This window comes from Leptospira broomii serovar Hurstbridge str. 5399 (assembly GCF_000243715.2).
Lineage (GTDB): Bacteria > Spirochaetota > Leptospiria > Leptospirales > Leptospiraceae > Leptospira_B > Leptospira_B broomii.
On record NZ_AHMO02000008.1, the window covers coordinates 2,102,004 to 2,119,589 of the forward strand.

The 17,586-nt window shown below is 43.3% G+C and carries 12 protein-coding genes and 2 tRNA genes; 6 read left to right on the forward strand and 8 right to left on the reverse strand.

Going from position 1 to position 17,586, the window contains the following annotated elements:
* Nucleotides 1-9: 9 nt before the first annotated feature.
* Entirely contained in the window at nt 10-1,770 is a 1,761-nt protein-coding gene (locus tag LEP1GSC050_RS15370) for a hypothetical protein (RefSeq protein ID WP_010568628.1), read from the reverse strand.
* 799 nt (nt 1,771-2,569) lie between these two features.
* Between LEP1GSC050_RS15370 and LEP1GSC050_RS15380 the strand changes: the two genes are divergently transcribed.
* Nucleotides 2,570-4,258, forward strand: coding sequence for a helix-turn-helix domain-containing protein (locus LEP1GSC050_RS15380; protein WP_010568630.1), 1,689 nt, complete (start codon nt 2,570-2,572; stop codon nt 4,256-4,258).
* A 34-nt stretch (nt 4,259-4,292) separates the two neighbouring features.
* Here the strand turns inward: LEP1GSC050_RS15380 and LEP1GSC050_RS15385 are convergent, their stop codons facing one another.
* Nucleotides 4,293-4,751: a TfoX/Sxy family protein gene (locus LEP1GSC050_RS15385; protein WP_010568631.1), complete on the reverse strand. Its 459-nt coding sequence runs from the start codon at nt 4,749-4,751 to the stop codon at nt 4,293-4,295.
* Between the two features lie 115 nt (nt 4,752-4,866).
* On the reverse strand, nt 4,867-7,146 hold the full coding sequence (locus LEP1GSC050_RS15390) for an NAD(P)-binding domain-containing protein (protein WP_010568632.1): 2,280 nt from the start codon (nt 7,144-7,146) through the stop codon (nt 4,867-4,869).
* Between the two features lie 141 nt (nt 7,147-7,287).
* Between LEP1GSC050_RS15390 and LEP1GSC050_RS15395 the strand changes: the two genes are divergently transcribed.
* Nucleotides 7,288-8,928: a hypothetical protein gene (locus tag LEP1GSC050_RS15395; RefSeq protein ID WP_010568633.1), complete on the forward strand. Its 1,641-nt coding sequence runs from the start codon at nt 7,288-7,290 to the stop codon at nt 8,926-8,928.
* Nucleotides 8,929-8,946: 18 nt separating this feature from the next.
* Here the strand turns inward: LEP1GSC050_RS15395 and LEP1GSC050_RS15400 are convergent, their stop codons facing one another.
* Nucleotides 8,947-10,209 (reverse strand): PQQ-dependent sugar dehydrogenase, encoded by a 1,263-nt coding sequence (locus LEP1GSC050_RS15400; protein WP_010568634.1) that lies wholly within the window; start codon nt 10,207-10,209, stop codon nt 8,947-8,949.
* A gap of 92 nt (nt 10,210-10,301) precedes the next feature.
* Here LEP1GSC050_RS15400 and LEP1GSC050_RS15405 point away from each other — a divergent pair, with 92 nt between their 5' ends.
* On the forward strand, nt 10,302-11,963 hold the full coding sequence (locus LEP1GSC050_RS15405; protein WP_020987611.1) for a hypothetical protein: 1,662 nt from the start codon (nt 10,302-10,304) through the stop codon (nt 11,961-11,963).
* Nucleotides 11,964-12,023: 60 nt separating this feature from the next.
* Here the strand turns inward: LEP1GSC050_RS15405 and LEP1GSC050_RS15410 are convergent.
* The 4 genes from LEP1GSC050_RS15410 to LEP1GSC050_RS15425 all read right to left on the reverse strand — a co-directional run bounded on the left by LEP1GSC050_RS15410 (nt 12,024) and on the right by LEP1GSC050_RS15425 (nt 14,086).
* Nucleotides 12,024-12,096: transfer RNA gene (locus LEP1GSC050_RS15410), tRNA-Ala, on the reverse strand.
* A gap of 11 nt (nt 12,097-12,107) precedes the next feature.
* Nucleotides 12,108-12,181 (reverse strand) — tRNA-Ile (locus tag LEP1GSC050_RS15415).
* A gap of 66 nt (nt 12,182-12,247) precedes the next feature.
* Nucleotides 12,248-13,450: an acyltransferase family protein gene (locus tag LEP1GSC050_RS15420; protein WP_010568636.1), complete on the reverse strand. Its 1,203-nt coding sequence runs from the start codon at nt 13,448-13,450 to the stop codon at nt 12,248-12,250.
* A 3-nt stretch (nt 13,451-13,453) separates the two neighbouring features.
* Complete coding sequence (locus LEP1GSC050_RS15425) at nt 13,454-14,086, reverse strand: cyclic nucleotide-binding domain-containing protein (RefSeq protein ID WP_010568637.1); 633 nt, start codon at nt 14,084-14,086, stop codon at nt 13,454-13,456.
* Between the two features lie 162 nt (nt 14,087-14,248).
* Between LEP1GSC050_RS15425 and LEP1GSC050_RS15430 the strand changes: the two genes are divergently transcribed.
* Genes LEP1GSC050_RS15430 through LEP1GSC050_RS15440 form a run of 3 tightly spaced genes read left to right on the forward strand, consistent with a single transcriptional unit; the run spans nt 14,249 to nt 17,581 of the window.
* Entirely contained in the window at nt 14,249-15,331 is a 1,083-nt protein-coding gene (locus LEP1GSC050_RS15430; RefSeq protein ID WP_156895970.1) for an SMP-30/gluconolactonase/LRE family protein, read from the forward strand.
* Nucleotides 15,332-15,359: 28 nt separating this feature from the next.
* Nucleotides 15,360-16,535 (forward strand): acyl-CoA dehydrogenase family protein, encoded by a 1,176-nt coding sequence (locus LEP1GSC050_RS15435; RefSeq protein ID WP_010568639.1) that lies wholly within the window; start codon nt 15,360-15,362, stop codon nt 16,533-16,535.
* A 2-nt stretch (nt 16,536-16,537) separates the two neighbouring features.
* Nucleotides 16,538-17,581, forward strand: a complete 1,044-nt coding sequence (locus LEP1GSC050_RS15440) for a phosphotransferase family protein (protein WP_010568640.1) — start codon at nt 16,538-16,540, stop codon at nt 17,579-17,581.
* Nucleotides 17,582-17,586: the final 5 nt, after the last annotated feature.

Here is a 17,586-nt window from a genome sequence, read left to right on the forward strand (position 1 = left end):
ATCTCACGATTAGTTAGATCTGGCGTTCCCCTCCGCTGCAGAATACTGTTTCTCATTAGTCGATATACCAGTTTGGAAGCTAAACTGAGCCTGCAGAATAATCGCTTGGTTGTCCAGAGCCTTGGCGCCTCCGGTTGCAGGATTGTATCCTAACATGGTGTGAAAGTCATTATAGAAAAGTTGAATTTTCATCAAATGTTTATCTAAATAGAGATTTAGACCGGCCCAGTAGGAACGATACGCGTCGCTAGGATCTATATGATGATCTCGGTTGAAATCGCCTTGTAGGTAGTCATATCTCACGACAGGCATAATATAGTATTTCGCGAGAATCGGAACGTTATACCCTAATGTTACGTGGTAACCCATCGTATTATTGGATGCCGGACCGCTCATCTTGGTGTAGGCAGCGTTTACGTAGATTCCGTTGGAATAGAAAGTCGTATCGTACGTGTGCGCTACGAGACCCCAACGAGGTGAAGCTGGAGTGGTCGAGTTATTTTGCACCAAAGTCGCGTTACTGGAACCGGGAAGACCGTATGGAATTCCGAATCCGAAGCCGTTTGTAGAAGCTCCAGGGGTTCCGTTATCAGGAGTACTTTGAGGAGTTACGATGTTAACCGCAGCTGCTCCTCTAGGATAGGCGTCAACTAAAGCAGGAATCGTCGAGTTGGCGATAGTATTGAAACTTGCCGTCTGATATCCCGCCATGCCTATCGACCATTTGGTTCTGGACTGGAAGATCTCCTCTCCTTCGTGCCAGCCTACTTCTTTACCGACTTGGTTTACGAGACCACCCAGAGGGTTGAATACTACGCGCCAGATATAAGTAGGAGCGGTCGTTATAGTACCGTTATTTCCGTTTCTGGTATTGTATAAATCGATTTTACGACCCGTTCCGTAGTCTCCACCCGCGCCTCTACCGTTTCCGACATATCCGGTTACGGTTAGCATTTGAGTGTATTTATCCCCTAAAATTTGTTTTAGAGGGTGAACGTTTAGCATCGCACCCATATCGAACTGGGGGAGAGCTGCAGTGATCATGGAGCGTTCGATATTGACTAAGTTTTGAGAAGACGCAATGTATTCCCGGTTGAACGGAACGTTGAGTTGACCGAGGCTTATGCGAGAATTCGCATATTTCGATTGGAGCCAAACGACCGCTTCTTGAACCGCGCCTCTGTTGTTCGCTAAGGATTGACCTTTGGTCACAACAGTCGTAGTTTGCGTACAGGCCGCATTCGTACAAGCCGTAGCCGTAGTTGCAGGGCTTAATTCAGGCCTAGCGACTAGGTTTTCCAAACGAATATTGACCAAACCACCCCACCAATCGGCGCCTTCATACATAGCACCGAGACGGAGTCGTCTGACGTTCCAGTCTACGGCTTGGAAGTTATCGTGGCCGTTACTGTAGTTCGTGTCCTTTGATCCCGCAATTCCACGAAACTGAAGTCTTCCGTAGATCGTTAATTTCTCTTTTTGCGGATCTCTGGGGCGGTGAGCGGATTGGTTCGGCACATCCGTAAAGCCGTAACCTTTCTGGAAATTGTTTTCCTGGGTAAGTCCGTTATCAACTTTATCCCCTCCGTTTCCGTTCCCGTTATCTTGGGTTGGTGCGTTAGAGTCGTCTTGCATTTTGACTCGATTCGCACCGGGAGCAGCAAACACTTGCCCGGTCGTTTTATCTACGTACAAGTCTTTTGAAAAAAGATTTCCTGACAAAGGCAGAAGGAATGCCGTTATTGCGATCCTCCTAATAAGCTTATTCATTTCATTTTTCCGTTCGTGTATTTCGGAACTGGCGATTGAATTGCTAATTCATTCCGATACGAATGTTATCCGGAAAAATGGTTACGACTGCATTACGGAAGGTTTACTTTTTAGTATTATAAAAATATAAATTATAATTCTATAAAGAAAAGAATGGCACCAGTAGATTTTGGATATTTCTACCTCGCGTTGTGATATACCCGTGGAAGGACCACAGTACTTTGGCGTTTTGGGTGACGATATTTTTTGGCCCCTTTTTCGTCGAAGTGAATTTCATTTTCGGTTCCGAAGAGGTTCGAAAAAGTATTCCAGATTTTAGAAATTGGAATTTATGTGAAAAAAATTAACAATAGATATTAATATAAGATTAAGTATAATAATATTATAACTATGTGAGTTCATTCGTGCGGCGTAAATTGAGTGCAAATTCCAGAAATTGTACTTTTGTTGGCCGCAGCTTACCGAGCCGGCTTTGATCTGTCTTCTTACTTGTTTGCGATTGCCGTTGACCGAAAAATCAGGGAACGGGAGAGGGGAGGCGAATAGTCCAGTTTCTAAAAAATGGACTACGTTTGTCAAAAAGACTCGGAATGAATATCGACTAAAGGCGTGTCGAAAAAGAACGGCTTTGGAAAGCGAAATCGACCTTTCCGTAAGAATCCACCGTTATATTTCTAAGCGGAAAATCTTTATTACAATTATTTCTTATTCGTTAATGAGTCGGAATTCTTTCAATGTTCTTGACCGGGATTGAAAGTTGAATGAAATTAGCGGAAGGCCTTTCCCGCGGCAAAGCATCATGATAAACTTGTTACCTTTGAAAATTCCCTTTAGAAAGTATTCAGTTTTGATGATTCTTCTGAAATTTCTTCCTTTGTTTGTTTGGATTCAAGCATTCTTGCCTTTCCCGTTGAATGCAGAATCTCCTGTCCGAATCGACGAGGGGATTCGTAATTTAAACGTCAGTACCTATGTCGAATATAGACACCGTGATCGAAAATTTACTTCATGTACGATCGATAATCTCAAAGGTTTGCAGGCTTTCGAGTGGTACTTAAATCCGATCGAAGACGTTTTGCGCGTGAGGCGGACGTCCAACGGCGTTTGGTTAAGGTTGACCGTTCGAAATGACTCGAACGTGCCGTTGGACAGACGAATTCTTTTTAATTCGATTAACGTTCCTAAGGCCGAATTATGCTATATATCCGAGAAGGGCGAGTTTCGCAGACTTGAGTTAACCGACCATTCCGACGAATTATATAACAAGATCGTCTCCCCGCGTCCTAACTTCCGTATTCGATTTCCTGCAAAAACCGAATACGCATTGTACATTCATTTGGACGCTTATGAAGAACTGACTTATGTGAATTTTCCCCTGAGTCTCTTGGACGAGGAGGCTTTTGATGAAATGGTCGTTTGGAAAAGGGTTATTTTTTCGGCCATTCTCGCGATTTATTTATTCGTAGTCGGCTTAAATATCTATTATTCTCGCAAACTGCAAGCTCGGGTCTTTCTTTCCCTTGCGACTTATATGACTGTCTTATTTTTCGGATTCTATTTTCTTCACGGTCGTTCCATTCATTCCTGGATAGGTTGGGAGAACAAAATAAGTTTTTATTCATACTATCTATTTTTAACCGTCTTTTTTCTTTCCCTGTTCGGTTATCTCTTTCATCTCGCACGATTCTTCGAACTGAAAGACAAGTCGGTTCTCTTTTTTGCGATCGGATGCCTGTTCAGCTATTCCTTCGTTCTCATTCCGCTCGTTAAGAATTTCGCGGAAGAAAGATTTTTTCTTTTGGCCGGAGGCTTCGGGATTTTGGCTTATTATTTCTATCGAGTTCATTCTAGTTTGATAGTGAAGAATAGCTTTCCTATAAGACTCTATCTACTTTCCTGGCTTTTGTTCATTAGTTGTTTCTTCATTAAGGCCAGCTATCACTTCGATTATGCGCCGTATAATTGGTTAATCGTTTTTTCCTTTTTGATTTTGTTTCCCTTACACGCCGTCGTTACGACCTACGCTTTATCCCGTATAATTTCCGAAGGATTATGGATTTCCCTTCCGGCGAAGTCGTTTATTCGAAAAAGTAAAATCGGCTCGATCGATATCGGCCAAACGGTATTGAAATTGAAAGAATTGCTCGAAGTGGATAAAATCTTCCTAAAACATTCCTTAAAGGAAGAACACTTGGCGAGAGAATTAGGAATCGGCGCTCATCAGCTTTCTGAAGTGGTTCGTATGCAATTTCATACGACCTTTCCCAATCTGATTAATTCGTACCGCATCGAAGAAGCAAAACGATTACTGATCGAAGATCCGAGCATGTCGACAAATGAAGTGCGAATCAAGGCAGGATATAGCTCCAAATCCGCGTTTCATCTCGAGTTTAAAAAGGCAACGAACACCAATCCGAACGCTTTTCGTCGAAAAGCCATTCTAGGAGATGATGGTAGCAGAAAAAATGGGAGGGAGATTTCGGTTTGAATCTCCCGCGCTTAAGCGTTCCCGTTAAAAATTCTTAACGTTTCTTTACCGACTTCTTCTTAGTCGCTATCTTCTTTTTAGCGGCCGTTTTCTTTTTGGCTGGAAGTTTCTTTTTTACGACTGTCTTTTTCTTCGGTGCCGATTTTTTTACCGATACTTTCTTTTTAGGGGAGGCCGCCTTTGCAGCTTCTGCCATCGCTTTTCGGAACCAGTAGCGGAGATCTTCGTCGTCTTCCAGGATTTCCTCGGGCACTTGCCAATAGGACATACGGATCGGTTTTCCATTCTTACCTTCATAGGTGAACGGTGACATACTCGCGGCTTCATATTCGGCTTGGTTACCCGGACCGACTTTAAAATAAAGTAGATCGTTAATGATCATCCCGAAGATACGATTTCCGGAATAAACTCCGTAACCTCCGAACATCGATTTTACCGTAATTGGACCGCAAACTTTTAAACGATCTTGGGCATATTCTAAAAAGGAACTCATGATAATTAATTTACTGAAATGATCGATGCTCTGGCGAGAAGAAAATTATTTGGAGAGGTTATTTCAAGAGCCGAAATCGTTTTTTAGATTCGGCTCTTTTTATTTATGAATTCGCTCAGAGAGTCGCTTTCAATTTTCCAAATACTGAAAATCCGTTTATTTCCTCTCCGAATGACAAGACGTTTGTCGGGCAGTTGACTACACATGCCGAGCATCTGACGCACTGAACGCTATCCATCGGCCGTCCACGATTGGCATAACTCATTACGTCGATTCCTTGGTGGCAAACTTTCGTACATATATTGCAGGAAATACAGCGTTTCTTCTCCGAGAAAATTCTAAATCGGCTGAATCTCGCATAGATATGCATTAGTCCGGCTAAAGGGCAGAACATTCTGCACCAGATTCTTCCCGAAAGAAAGAAATACGCGCCCAAACCTATGACTCCGGCCAAACCTATATCCACAACGGAATCGTAGATTCGCTTAACGGAGTCCGCACCTAAGGACAAAAACCAAAACGGGGAAATAAAACTTCCTAATAATTTAGTCGTTGTTAAAAGAATTGCGGCGAGTAGAACCCATTGTCCGGAATGCTCTAATCGATACGCCCACTTTCCGTGAGGCATTTTCGTTCGTGTTTCGTCTCCTAGAGTTTCCGCCAAACCTCCACAAGAGCAAATCCATCCGCAATATGCTCCTTTCCCGAAACGGAATACTAAATAGGGAATGATTCCGAAGCTAAGGACGAGTCCGTAAATCAGCCAAAAAGAGGTGATTCCGCCGTCGTAAAGAACTCCCATATTCAAAGGCCAAGCAAGGATCAAGCCGTACGCCTTCCAATACGCACCTCCGGGAAATACTTGAGTCAGTAAAAATCCGTCGGAGGACCCGAGCAGTCCTAATTCCCCCAGCCGCGGCAAAATGATTTCCGGTAGTAGAAAGAGAGGAAAAATCTGTACCAGAATTAAAGTCCAGGTTTGTCTCTTAATATATTTTGTTGGGCGAACTTTCATTCTTCGAATTCCGAACACGGTAATCGTGAGGGAATACAATAAAGTATAATGAAAGCCGGGATACTTGTTCAGTAAAAACCATCCGAAGTATTTGCTTCCGACATATGCAGCGATAAAATAAACGGCGGCAAACGATAGATAAGCGGTCCTGAATAAATTCCAATTCCATTTGATGGAGATTGCTTTCTTGCCTCCGCTTCCGAACCATGCGGCTGAGAAAAAGACGAAACCGATCAATCCGGCTCCCGCCGCCCAGGAATACCATTCGATTCCGTAGAATGCCGCTTTGCCGAAATAAACAAGAAACGAAAAGGAGATCATCGCAAAAAAGCCGAACCATTCACGGATGGAGCTAACGTTTTGAATGGCTAATCCGATTTTCCGTAAAAATGAAATCGGCGGTTCGGAACCGATCAAAATCAACGCAGAATCCGCAGGAATATTCTTTCGGGAATTATTATGAAGTAATATTACATTCTTATTTTGTATTTCTTCAACGGACGAGGATGGCAGAAAATTTATTTTCCCTTCGGATACTTTGGATAAAAACTTGGTTTTATTTTCTTGCTTGGGCCTCACCAGTTCCTCTCCGCGATAGGATAGAGATACTGATTTAGCCTTGTCTTCCAACGCTAACGCGGCTTCTATAGCCGAGTCTCCTCCTCCGACGACGACCAGATCCTGTCCGATGAAATCGGCAGGATCAATCAGACGATGAAAGACGTTCTCCCCGTCTTCTCCTGGAATGCCTAAGCGTCTACTATCCCCCGATTTTCCAATGGCAAGTACGACATTGAAGCTTAGAAACGTTTCCCCATCTTCGGTAGTAATTTCAAAGCGAGAGCCTTCGACGTCGGAAGGAATAATTTTAACCACCTGCTTTCCTTCCCTTAATGGTAGGTCATAGCCGTCCAATGCGGTTTGCAGATCTCGTATAAGACTTTCCTTATATCCGTTGTCGATCCGCAATTCCGATGCGGATATGAACGCCTCCGGCTCGGCGAAAATCGGTTTCCCTTTAGGATAGCTTTGGATCGTATGAAACGCTTTATTTCCTTCTAGGATCAGAAATTTTAGTCCTTTTTTTTTGGCTTCGATACCTGCGGAAATTCCGGAAGGACCTCCTCCAATAATCAATAAATCGTAAACTCTCGCCGATTTTGGATCCGGGCTCGACTCTAGAAACGAAACCACTTTTGCCCCGCTATCGGCCGCATACTTTAAGAGCGGAATTCCGGTTAAGTCCCCGATGATATGGATGCCGGGAATGGAACTTCGAAATTCATCTCCTATTAAAGGATAAGTTTCCACGGGTCCCTGAGGCGCATCTTTTCGAAGCCAATCAAAATATTCGGAGCTAAACGGTAAAAGGAGTTTCATTCATAAGCCTATTTTGTACTACTATTTGGTAAGATAAATCCGCGATTGATGCCACTCTTTTTCGTTCTCGGCACACGATTCATCCGGATTGATTCGATAGTTTCCCAGGAAAAGGTTTCATTTAGAGGCAAAATTTTTTTCATGCGAAATACTTTATTCCTAATTTTTACGATTCTTTCCGCTTTTCTCTTCGCTCTTAGCCTTGGGACAATCGCTCCTAATTCCCAACTAGCCGATTCTTTCTATAATGCGGATTCTCTCTTTTTTCCGATTCTCTATTCGGAAATTTTTTTACGCGAAGGGATTTTGGGAGTGTACGGTTTTACGGATTGGTGTTGGACTCCGTCGCCATATTTCTTTCCCGATGCATTTTTCTACTTCGGACTCAGAACTTTGTTCCTTTTTTTGGACGCCGGTGCGTGGGAATATACGCATCTTACTTATGCCTTCGTTCAATGGACCTATCTTTTATTAGGAATTCTATTTTTAATTCGGACATTAAGGATCGGAAAAAAGAATCTTAAAGCGGAATATCTTTTTTTGGGATTAGGATATTTATTCGGCTCAGTTTGCATTTTAGAGCAAAGTCGCATTTTCCTTTTTTTACCCGGGTATCATACCGGCACTTGGGCATCCGTTAGTTGGGCCTGGTCGTTTTATTACCTTTGGAAACATTCGCAAAAAAGAATCTATTTCCTGGCTTGCTTCTTATCTTCGTTCCTATTCGGATTAAGCGATCTCTTCTTTTTGCCTGCATTTCTGATTCCGCTGATTTTTACGGAAGGAATTTCTATCTTTTTTACAAGCGGAACGGCCCGGGAACGGCTGCGAAATTTAAGCAAATGCGTTATTCCGGTTCTATTGGCAATGATAGCCGTTAAGTTGGTATACAGTCTATTAGATAAAAATAAAGTAATTCTTTTTCCGGGTCTTTATGCTTCGGGAAGAATCGCCTGGAAAACGATATTAGGAAATCCGGCCATCTGGTGGCCGGGATTTTGCGGTGCGTCCGTTTCCGTCTTTATTGCAAATCGTTTCGAATTGATCGGGCTCGTTTCGACTTCGACGCTTTATTTTTTGGTTCAGAAAAATAACCTGCTTCGACAATCCGCTATTACCCGAATCTTGCCTGCGACTCTATTTTTTTCGTTGGGCACGATAGTGCCTCTCTTTATCGTTTTTATTCCTGCAATCAACGGTCATGCCGCTCAAGGAACTCCGCCTATCGATCGTTATTTCGGAGAGATGATCCTGGCCGCACTCGGGAGTTTGGCCGGCTTATTGCATGTCATTTCGAATATAAAATCGTATTCTCGATTTTCTTTACTATTATCGTCTATCTTAATTATATTCGTTTTTTATAAAACTTCTTCCGGTGAAAAAGGAGTCCTTTATTATCCCGAGAGCATCGCGTGCGTAGATCGGGAAATTCAAGCTAGGGATTGGCGCAGAGGTCTCGCGAGTTTTTGGGAGAGCCGCCCTTTAAGAATCTTTTCCCGTAATAGGATTTCCGTTGATGATTATTTGGAAGATATGAGTCTTTTCTATTGGCAAAATAGTTTTCGTTGGTTTTTATCCGATCGTACTTACTCATTCGCGATTATGAACGGAATCAAAAAGGATTCTTTTGAGATGTATTTCGGTTCGGCCTCCGCAGTGATACGTTGCGGAGACTGGAACGTTTACGAAGTCTTTGATCCGACCGGAGCTAAATCCGCTGCGTTGAACTCCCTGAATCGTCGAAAAATCGATTTATGGAAAGCTTCGATCGGAAAAAAATAAATACGATTCTTCCCGTTCTTATTTTCCGGGATCGACTCGGAGAATTTTTCCTGATCCAAAATCGGCCAGATATAAGGACCCTCTTGCGTCTCTTCCGAACGTGGAGACGAGTATCGGCCATTTTCCTAATGCGAATACTTCTTCTACTTTTGCACCGTCTTTCGGGATTGAAATTGCCCAGAGTCTTCCGGATATGAAATCTCCGAAGACGTATTTCCCCTGGAGATCTCCGACGCGATCATTGGTAACGACGTATCCTCCCGTAATTGAGCTGCCATCTTCTCTGCCGTACTCGTATACAGGATCGGTAAGTCCGTTGCGATCGCAGTTTTCCTTAGGCTCGAAACAGTGAAAGCCTTCCGTCTTATTCCAACCGTAATTTTTACCCGCTTCAATGACGTCCACTTCTTCGAACGCATCTTGTCCTACGTCGGCCAGGATCAATCTGCCTGCGGGATCGAAAGAATATCTCCAAGGATTTCTGAGTCCGTACGCGAACGTTTCAGGCTGATAACCTTTGATTCCTACAAACGGATTATCTTTAGGAACCGCGTATTGTTTACCGGGATCCTTCGAATCTATGTCGATCCTTAACATGGAGCCCAAGAACGTCATCGGATTTTGTCCATTTCCGTTCGGATCGTTTCTCCATCCTCCGTCTCCCCAACCGATATATAATTTACCGTCTTTTCCGAACGCTAATTGCCCCGCGTTATGGTTGCCGAAAGGTTGGGTGAGTTCCATGATTATGCGTTCTTCGGAAAACTTTCCTTTTTTCGGGTCTCTGGGAGACTCGAAAGTCCATTCGGAGATTCGGCTAGTGTCCTTGCCATTTTTCTTTATTACATAATTAAGATATATTTTCGGCTTTTCTGGAAAAGAGGGGTGCAACGCTATCCCCAACAGGCCTTCTTCCGAATCCGTAAGAACATTGGGAATCTTTAATAAGGTTCCGGAGCTTCCGTCTTTAGGATCTAACCATTTAATCGAACCGGTTTTTTCCAGAACTAGGAAAATATCCGGACCGGGAATCATCAGTAAATCGGTGGTTTGATCGAAACCCTCTCCGATCGTAGTTAAGGAGATATGGATTTTCTTTCGATTTTCGTCTTTCAGGGTAAAGGTTGGCTTAAATCCCGATTCCTTTCCTTCGGCTTGGTATTTGGAAGCGTCTCCTATATTCGCCACTAAGATTCGCCTAAGTTCGTCGCAGGAAGATAGGGAGAGGATGGAAAAAAGACAGATCAAATACTTTATCATGCGAAATATGGAAATGCTCATTGGCCGCATCTTCGTTCCGAGAAAAAGAAGATCCACCTTTTTTTAAACGGATATGACTTGATCTCGGGGAACTTCGGAAAAAGATTTCTCGTGTGACTGATGGCAGGGCCGATTTACGGAAGGTAATTAAAAAATCGATTTGCTTCGGACTTAGCGTCGTATCTTTTTTTTTGGTATTATCGACAGTAAATACGGATCCGAAGTTAGGAGACGTATTTTATAGTTCCGATTCCTTATTCTTTTCCAATCTGTATTCGGAGTTTAACGTTAGGGGGAATGAAGGAAATTCACAGAATATTTTTCGGGATTGGACCTGGACCCCTTCTCCTTATTTTTTCCCCGACCTGATCGGTTATTTCATAATACGATTCCTTGTTTCTTGGATCGGCCTCTCGCCCGTAGAGTTTGCTCAGATAAGTTATGCCGCATTTCAATGGAGTCTCTTTGTTTTCGGCTCGCGTTTTCTTTTATTTAACGTCGATAAAAAATGCGAAAAATCAGTTTCGTTTTTGGTTCCCGTTCTAGGTTTTACCTTGGGCGCCCTTCTTATCCTTTTCCGGCAAAATTTATATTTGTTCCTACCGGGTTTTCATGGAGGGTTATGGGCGCTTCTTCCTTGGTCTTGGGGATTTTATTTTAAATATCGCGGAGACCGGGGCCGGGTCAATTTTCTGTTTGGGACCGTTCTGTCTTTTTTATGCGGTATTTCAGATCCACTGTATATACCGACGTATGTTATTCCCATAGTAGCAGAGACAGTCTTTAGAAAGAGACCGATCGATTCCAAACCGATGCTTCTCAAATTTAAAAGCTTCGTTCAAGATTCCATCCCGAGCACGATCGGGATACTAGGATCCATAATTGTATATCGTTCATTAGCTAGGAATAAAACGATTTTCTTTCCCTTTCATTATTTTTCCGACGCTATGAATCTTGATACCGTCTTGAAGAATCCGCCTGAACTGGTTCGCCAAATATCCGACACTGCATTGCGACTTATTTTTAATGAGGGAATATTTTTCGCAATTCTAATTATAGGATTAGTATATTCTATATTTCATATTCTTGATAGATCAAGGAACGGCAAGGTCGAAGCTCGGGATTCTCTTTGGATTTTGTCGTTTTTTTCAGGCGTAGTCGTTCCGATCTGCTTAATCGTAATCGGATTACTGCAGGGAGTTTTAAAATCAGGAGAGCCGGTCGACAGGTACTTCGGAGGAATCGTCGGTGCGGCTTTCGGAATTTCGATCGGAGTATTTTCTTATCGGGCAAAACTTTGGAATCGGATTCTTCCTATTTTAGTCTTCGCTCTATTCTGTTTTTGCCTTCTTGCAGCCTCTCAACGAGGTATTGCGACTCGATACTATCCGCCTTGGATAGAATGCCTCGACCAAAATGCTAAAGAGTGGAATTTAAAACGAGGCATTGCCGGATTTTGGAAAGCCTCACCTGTTCGAAACTTTAGTAAAATGTCCTTAATTGCGGATCCGTTCGAAGCGGATTTAAGCGTTACGGTATGGCAAAATTCGTTTCGCTGGTATGATCTCGGTGAACCTTATTCTTTTGCAATTCTGGATCCGATAAAAGCGGATTCCGTTGAAAGATATTTCGGTAAACACCGACGAGTCGTTCGATGTTCCGGAATATCGATTTTTATAATTAGTGAAGAAGGAAGAATTTCCTCCCGCGAATTTTTAGAGAAGAAACAAGCGCAGATTCTACTATGGAAACGACTTACGGGGAGATTAAAATAGAAGTCTCAAGTCATTTTTCGAAGAAAAAGAACCGGAATTACGGTCTGCGAGGAGGAAAATTGGAGCGTATCGGGATCGAACCGATGACCTTCTGAATGCAAATCAGATGCTCTCCCAGCTGAGCTAACGCCCCTTGCATGACCTTGGGCCTGATGTGACTTGAACACATGACCCCACGCTTATCAAGCGTGTGCTCTAACCAACTGAGCTACAGGCCCGGTAAGAGACATGATTTTGTTTTGAGATCGGATGGCAAGGGATTTTTGGATTTGGGACGGCGTTTTTTAGGATATCTTAGGGGGTGATATGTTTTTCGCGTTTCCTAATAAGCTATTTAAGAAATGAGAATTTCTAATTAGGAAATGATAGATTGCAAACGTAAGAAAATAAGTCGATAATAGATGCAATGGGAACTTCATCCAGACTGACCAGGGTTTTTGCACAATGATAAAACCGATTCCTAGAGCGACAGGGTGATGTACTAAATAGACGGGAAGACTGGAATCTCTCAAATATTCCGAGAAACTATTTTTACCGGAAAAGAAAAACTGAAAGAGGCGAATAAAAAAGGAAACCCAAAGCCATCCGCCCAAGCATTTCAAAAAAATGTGAAGAATCCTTCTCCAGTCGCCAGTGTAACCGAAATAGGACCAAAAGGGATCTATTCCTTTGATCCAGTAAAATCCGTTGAAAGCAAGTAAAGCAAAGAAACCGAGTAGGAGTATTTCCTTTCCGGTAGTCTCTCCCATTAATATCGTTTTTTCCTTATTTAGAAAAAAACCGCCGGCGGCGAAGAAGGTGATATCATAAACGAATTGGACGGGTTCGACCGTAAAGTATGTGCTGTCCTTTAAGAAAAAATAATTTACTAAGCACGTCCAAAAGGTGCTCCAAATTCCTAAAATCAATAGGACTTCCCATCTTTTTCGGGAAAACGGTTCGATCTCGGCGTCTCCGTATCGACTATAAGGAAAAAGATATTGTCCGATCTTGGATAAAATCGGTCGGATAGCGACGTAAAGAAACGTGTATAAAACCAAATATTGCAAGAACCATAGATGAGAAGGTCGAGGGTTATTGAGTAGGAATTCGTTCCATAGAAAGACAAAATAATTTTCTTGATAACCGTCGATAAGAGCAGCGATATAATATTGCATAGGTGCAAAAAGTATAATGCCGCTTATCAACGGGATAATGATCCTAAATCCTCTCAACCGTATGAAATCGAAAAGCCCTTTGGAACGAAACGTTCTTTCGCTGAAATAACCGGACAGAAAAAAGAACAGAGGCATTCGAAAGAGATGAACCCATTCTCCAAAGACGTCGAATATCCAAGTTCGGTCTACGTTTCGTAAAGGATATTTGATTTCTGCAGCGTAAACGATCGCAACGTGAAAGGTCAGTCCTAGAAGAAGGGCAAAAGATCTAAGATTATCTAAATAATCTAACCTCGTTGCACTGCGAGGTTGGAGTGAGGAAACGAGCAAGGATTACACGTCCACCGTATACTTAAATAAAGCCTCTCGAATATATAAAAGGCTCGGATCGTTTTTAGGTTGTTCCACCAATTTATCCCTCACTAACAGGTTTATCGACGAGACTAAATCTTGGTGCTCCAATCCGACTCTAAGGATGGCCCACTTGATAAATGCCGACAAATGTATTTTATAGAGGCCGCCTTCCTGTTCGCCTCTTGTTTGGCTAAAGGCGATTAATGCCGAAGTGACTAGATTCTTACGATCTGCCTTAAGAAGACTCGTAATCGTTTGATTCGTTTCTCGTAAACGGGACGAGAGCATCTTGACCATCTTAAGAGAGAATGAAGGGTTGGTCTGAACCATATTATAAAAAACAGGTTCAGTAATCGCAAAAAGCAAGACATCCGTTTTTGCGATGGCGCGAGCGCTTCGCGGCTTCTTATCCACTAAAGCCATTTCTCCGAACATGTCCCCTTCTTTCAGTTCGATCAAAAGCTTAAACGCTTCTTTGATTTTTTTATGAATGCCGACCTTCCCGGAAAGGATAAGATACATTTGATCTGCAGGTTCGTTCTCATCGAAGATAATCGAGGATTCCGTAAATCGGACTCCGTGCTTTTGGACCATTTCTTCCGAAATTTTCATCTTTTAGAAACGCAAACCTTCTAATTACTTCTGTAGGGTATCTATAATTGGTTGGGAGCCGCAATCAATAATTGCAACGGCTGCGGTATAGAACCGGAAATTTCCGTTGACCGGACTCCCTTCCAAGTTAGCTTCTTCAATGTTTTCCCTAAGGAGGGAATCGTGAATACGAAAAAAATCCTCCTCCTCATCGCGGCTATTTTAATTATTCTCGCGGCGGGGATTCTCCTGAAACCTTCACCGATAGAGCCGATCGCATATGATCCCCCTCCGGCTCCCGGAATGATCGGCTTGTTTGCCGAAAATCAACTTTTAAAGTCCGCAGAATTGATCGCATTAGGCAAGATTCATGGCCCTGAAGATATCGAGGCCGATGAGGACGGAAACGTTTATTCTGCCAGCGAAGACGGAAAAGTTTATTTCATTTCTAAAGATGGAGAAATGAAAGCTCATGCCTCGACCGGCGGAAGACCTTTGGGGATGAAACTAATTTCTGACGGAACATTGTACGTAGCCGACGCAGTTAAAGGACTCTTAAAGATCAATCCTAACGGTAGAATCGAGGTGCTTTCGACAGAAGCTGAAGGAATTCCCTTCAAATTTACCGACGATTTGGATGTTACAAAGGACGGGACCGTTTACTTTTCCGACGCAAGTTACAAATACGGCGCTCCTGAATATTTATACGATTTGATGGAGGGAGTTCCTCACGGTCGTCTTTTGAAATACGATCCAAGAACTAAGAAAACGACGGTTTTATTGAAGGATATTTTCTTCGCAAACGGCGTGGCCCTTTCTAAGAACGAAGACTTTGTAGTGTTAAACGAAACATATAAATATAGAATACACCGTTATTGGTTGAAGGGACCCAAAGCCGGTACTAGCGAGATATGGATAGAGAATCTTCCGGGATTCCCGGATAATATATCCTCCGACGGTAAAGGAACTTTTTATTTGGCTCTATTCACTGTAAGGAACCCGATGATGGATAACTTACTTCATCCTCATCCCTGGGCGAAAGTCGTGGTAGCGAAATTACCGAAATTTCTGTGGCCTAAACCAAAACCCTACGGATTCGCAGTTCTATTAAACGAAGACGGCCGTGTCTTGGCTAGTTTTCAGGATCCGAGCGGAAATCATCTTAAAGAAATCACGTCGGTAAAGAGGAAGGGAGACTATCTATATCTCGGCAGCCTTCATAACGATAGAATCGGAAAATTCGAACTCCCCCAGGAGTTTCGGTAAATAATAAATAAGGAAAATTGAACCTATCATGGATTTAACAATTTCTAAGGATGTAGACGAAATAAAGCAAAAAGCTAAAGCTTTTGTGGAGGAGGTTGCGATTCCTGCGGAAGATCATTACGACTACGATCACGGACGAATGCCCGAGGCGCTCGTGCAAAAGCTGCGGGAAGAGGCAAAGAAGCGGGGATTATGGACGGCTCATTTGCCCAAGTCGGAAGGCGGTTTGGGGCTCGATTTGGTCGGGACTGCGCTCGTCTTCAGCGAATTAGGCCGTTCTCCGATCGCACCTTATTTATGTAATTGTGATGCTCCGGATGAAGGGAATATGCATCTTCTACATTTAGCCGCTAACGAAGAGCAAAAGAAAAAGTATTATTATCCTCTCGTAGCGGGAAAAATCCGCTCGGGCTTCGCGATGACGGAACCTCCTCCGGGTGCCGGTTCCGATCCCATGACTCTTACCACGAATGCGGTTAAAGAAGGAGACCATTATATTCTTAACGGTCATAAATGGTACTGCACCGGAGCAAACGGAGCGGCATTCCTGATCGTAATGGCAAAGGTAAACGATAGCTTTCGTAGAACTTCGATGTTTCTGGTTCCTACGGATGCTCCCGGTTACACTATGGTGCAGGAGATAGGCGTTCTCGGATCCCATGGCCCTGGCGGGCATTGCGAGCTCAAGTTCGAGAACGTAAAAGTACATGAATCACAAGTACTCGGAAAAATTGCGGAAGGATTTCGACTTTCGCAGGAAAGACTCGGTCCCGCTCGCCTAACGCATTGCATGCGATGGATCGGATTATCGAGAAGGTCTTTAGAGATTGCACGAAACTATGCGATTAAGCGGGAATTATTCGGAGGAAAACTTTCCGAACAACAGGGAATTCAATGGATGTTTGCCGAAGCTGCATTGGAAATAGAATCCGGGTTTTTATTAACTCTCAAAGCTGCGGATATTCTGCGAAAAGGCGGCGATGCTAGGCAGGCAATCTCATTCGCAAAATGGCAAGTGAGTGAAACGTTGAATAAATGCGTGGACCGGGCTATTCAAATATGCGGCTCTCATGGATTCAGCCGTTACTTAAAGCTGGAACTTTTTTATCGCGATGCGAGAGCGGCTAGAATAGCCGACGGGCCGACGGAAACTCATAAGATGGTTATCGGGCGAAATTTAATGTCAGGCAAGGAAAGCTTTTAACAGTGAAGGATGTCGAACTAAAGGAAAGATTAGAATCGTATTTAGGTAATAGATTGAAAGGAAAAGTAGAAATCGCTAATATGATTTCACTTTCCGGCGGAGCGTGTCAGGAGAATTTTTCCGCAGACATTACCGTCGCGGACGGATCCGATAAAGGGCTTTACCAGACAGTTTATCGTACCGATAAGGGAGCTGCTCTTCTTGCCTCCCTTTCCAGAATCGATGAATTCAAAGTATGTAGAATGGCATTCGAGGCCGGTGTCAAAACTCCCGAGCCGTTTTGGTTGGAGTCGGATTCGAGTGTTACAGGAAATCCTTTTTATTTTATGAAACGGATTTCCGGTAAGGCTAACGGCCGATTCATCGTTAAGGATCCGAGTTTAAACAAAACCAGAAAGCAACTTACCCAGGAATTGGCCGAGAACTTAGCGAAAATACATTCGGTTACCCCGGAGCAATGTAAGGACGCGGCTCTAAAAACCGTCCTGGCATCAGGACAGGACCTAAGCGATAAAACGGTGGCAAAGAGTTCGACTAAAAATCTTCGACTACAGTTGGAAGGAATGAACGAACCGTATCCTGCTATGGAAATGATTTTGAACTGGCTGGAAAAAAATCCACTTCCTAGCGATAAGATCGTTTTGATTCACGGAGATTTTAGGACCGGAAATTTCATGGTAACTCCCGAAGGTTTGCAGGGAATCGTGGATTGGGAATTCGCACACTGGGGAGATCGACACGAAGATCTCACCTGGCTCTGTATGCGCGATTGGCGCTTCGGTAAATTGAATAAGGAAGCGGGAGGATTCGCGGACAGAAAAGAATTTTACGAGGCGTACGAGAAAGCGGCAGGCGTGGTTTTGGATTCTAAGAAGGTAACCTACTGGGAAGTGATGGGAAATTTGCGCTGGGCGATCGGATGCATCGGGCAGGCTGAGCGTCACTTATCAGGTAAGGATAAAGGAATTGAACTTGCAGCTATTGGCAGAAGGGCTTGCGAGATGGAATACGAGGCTATGCGCCTTATCGAGGAATCCCTGTCATAGGAAAT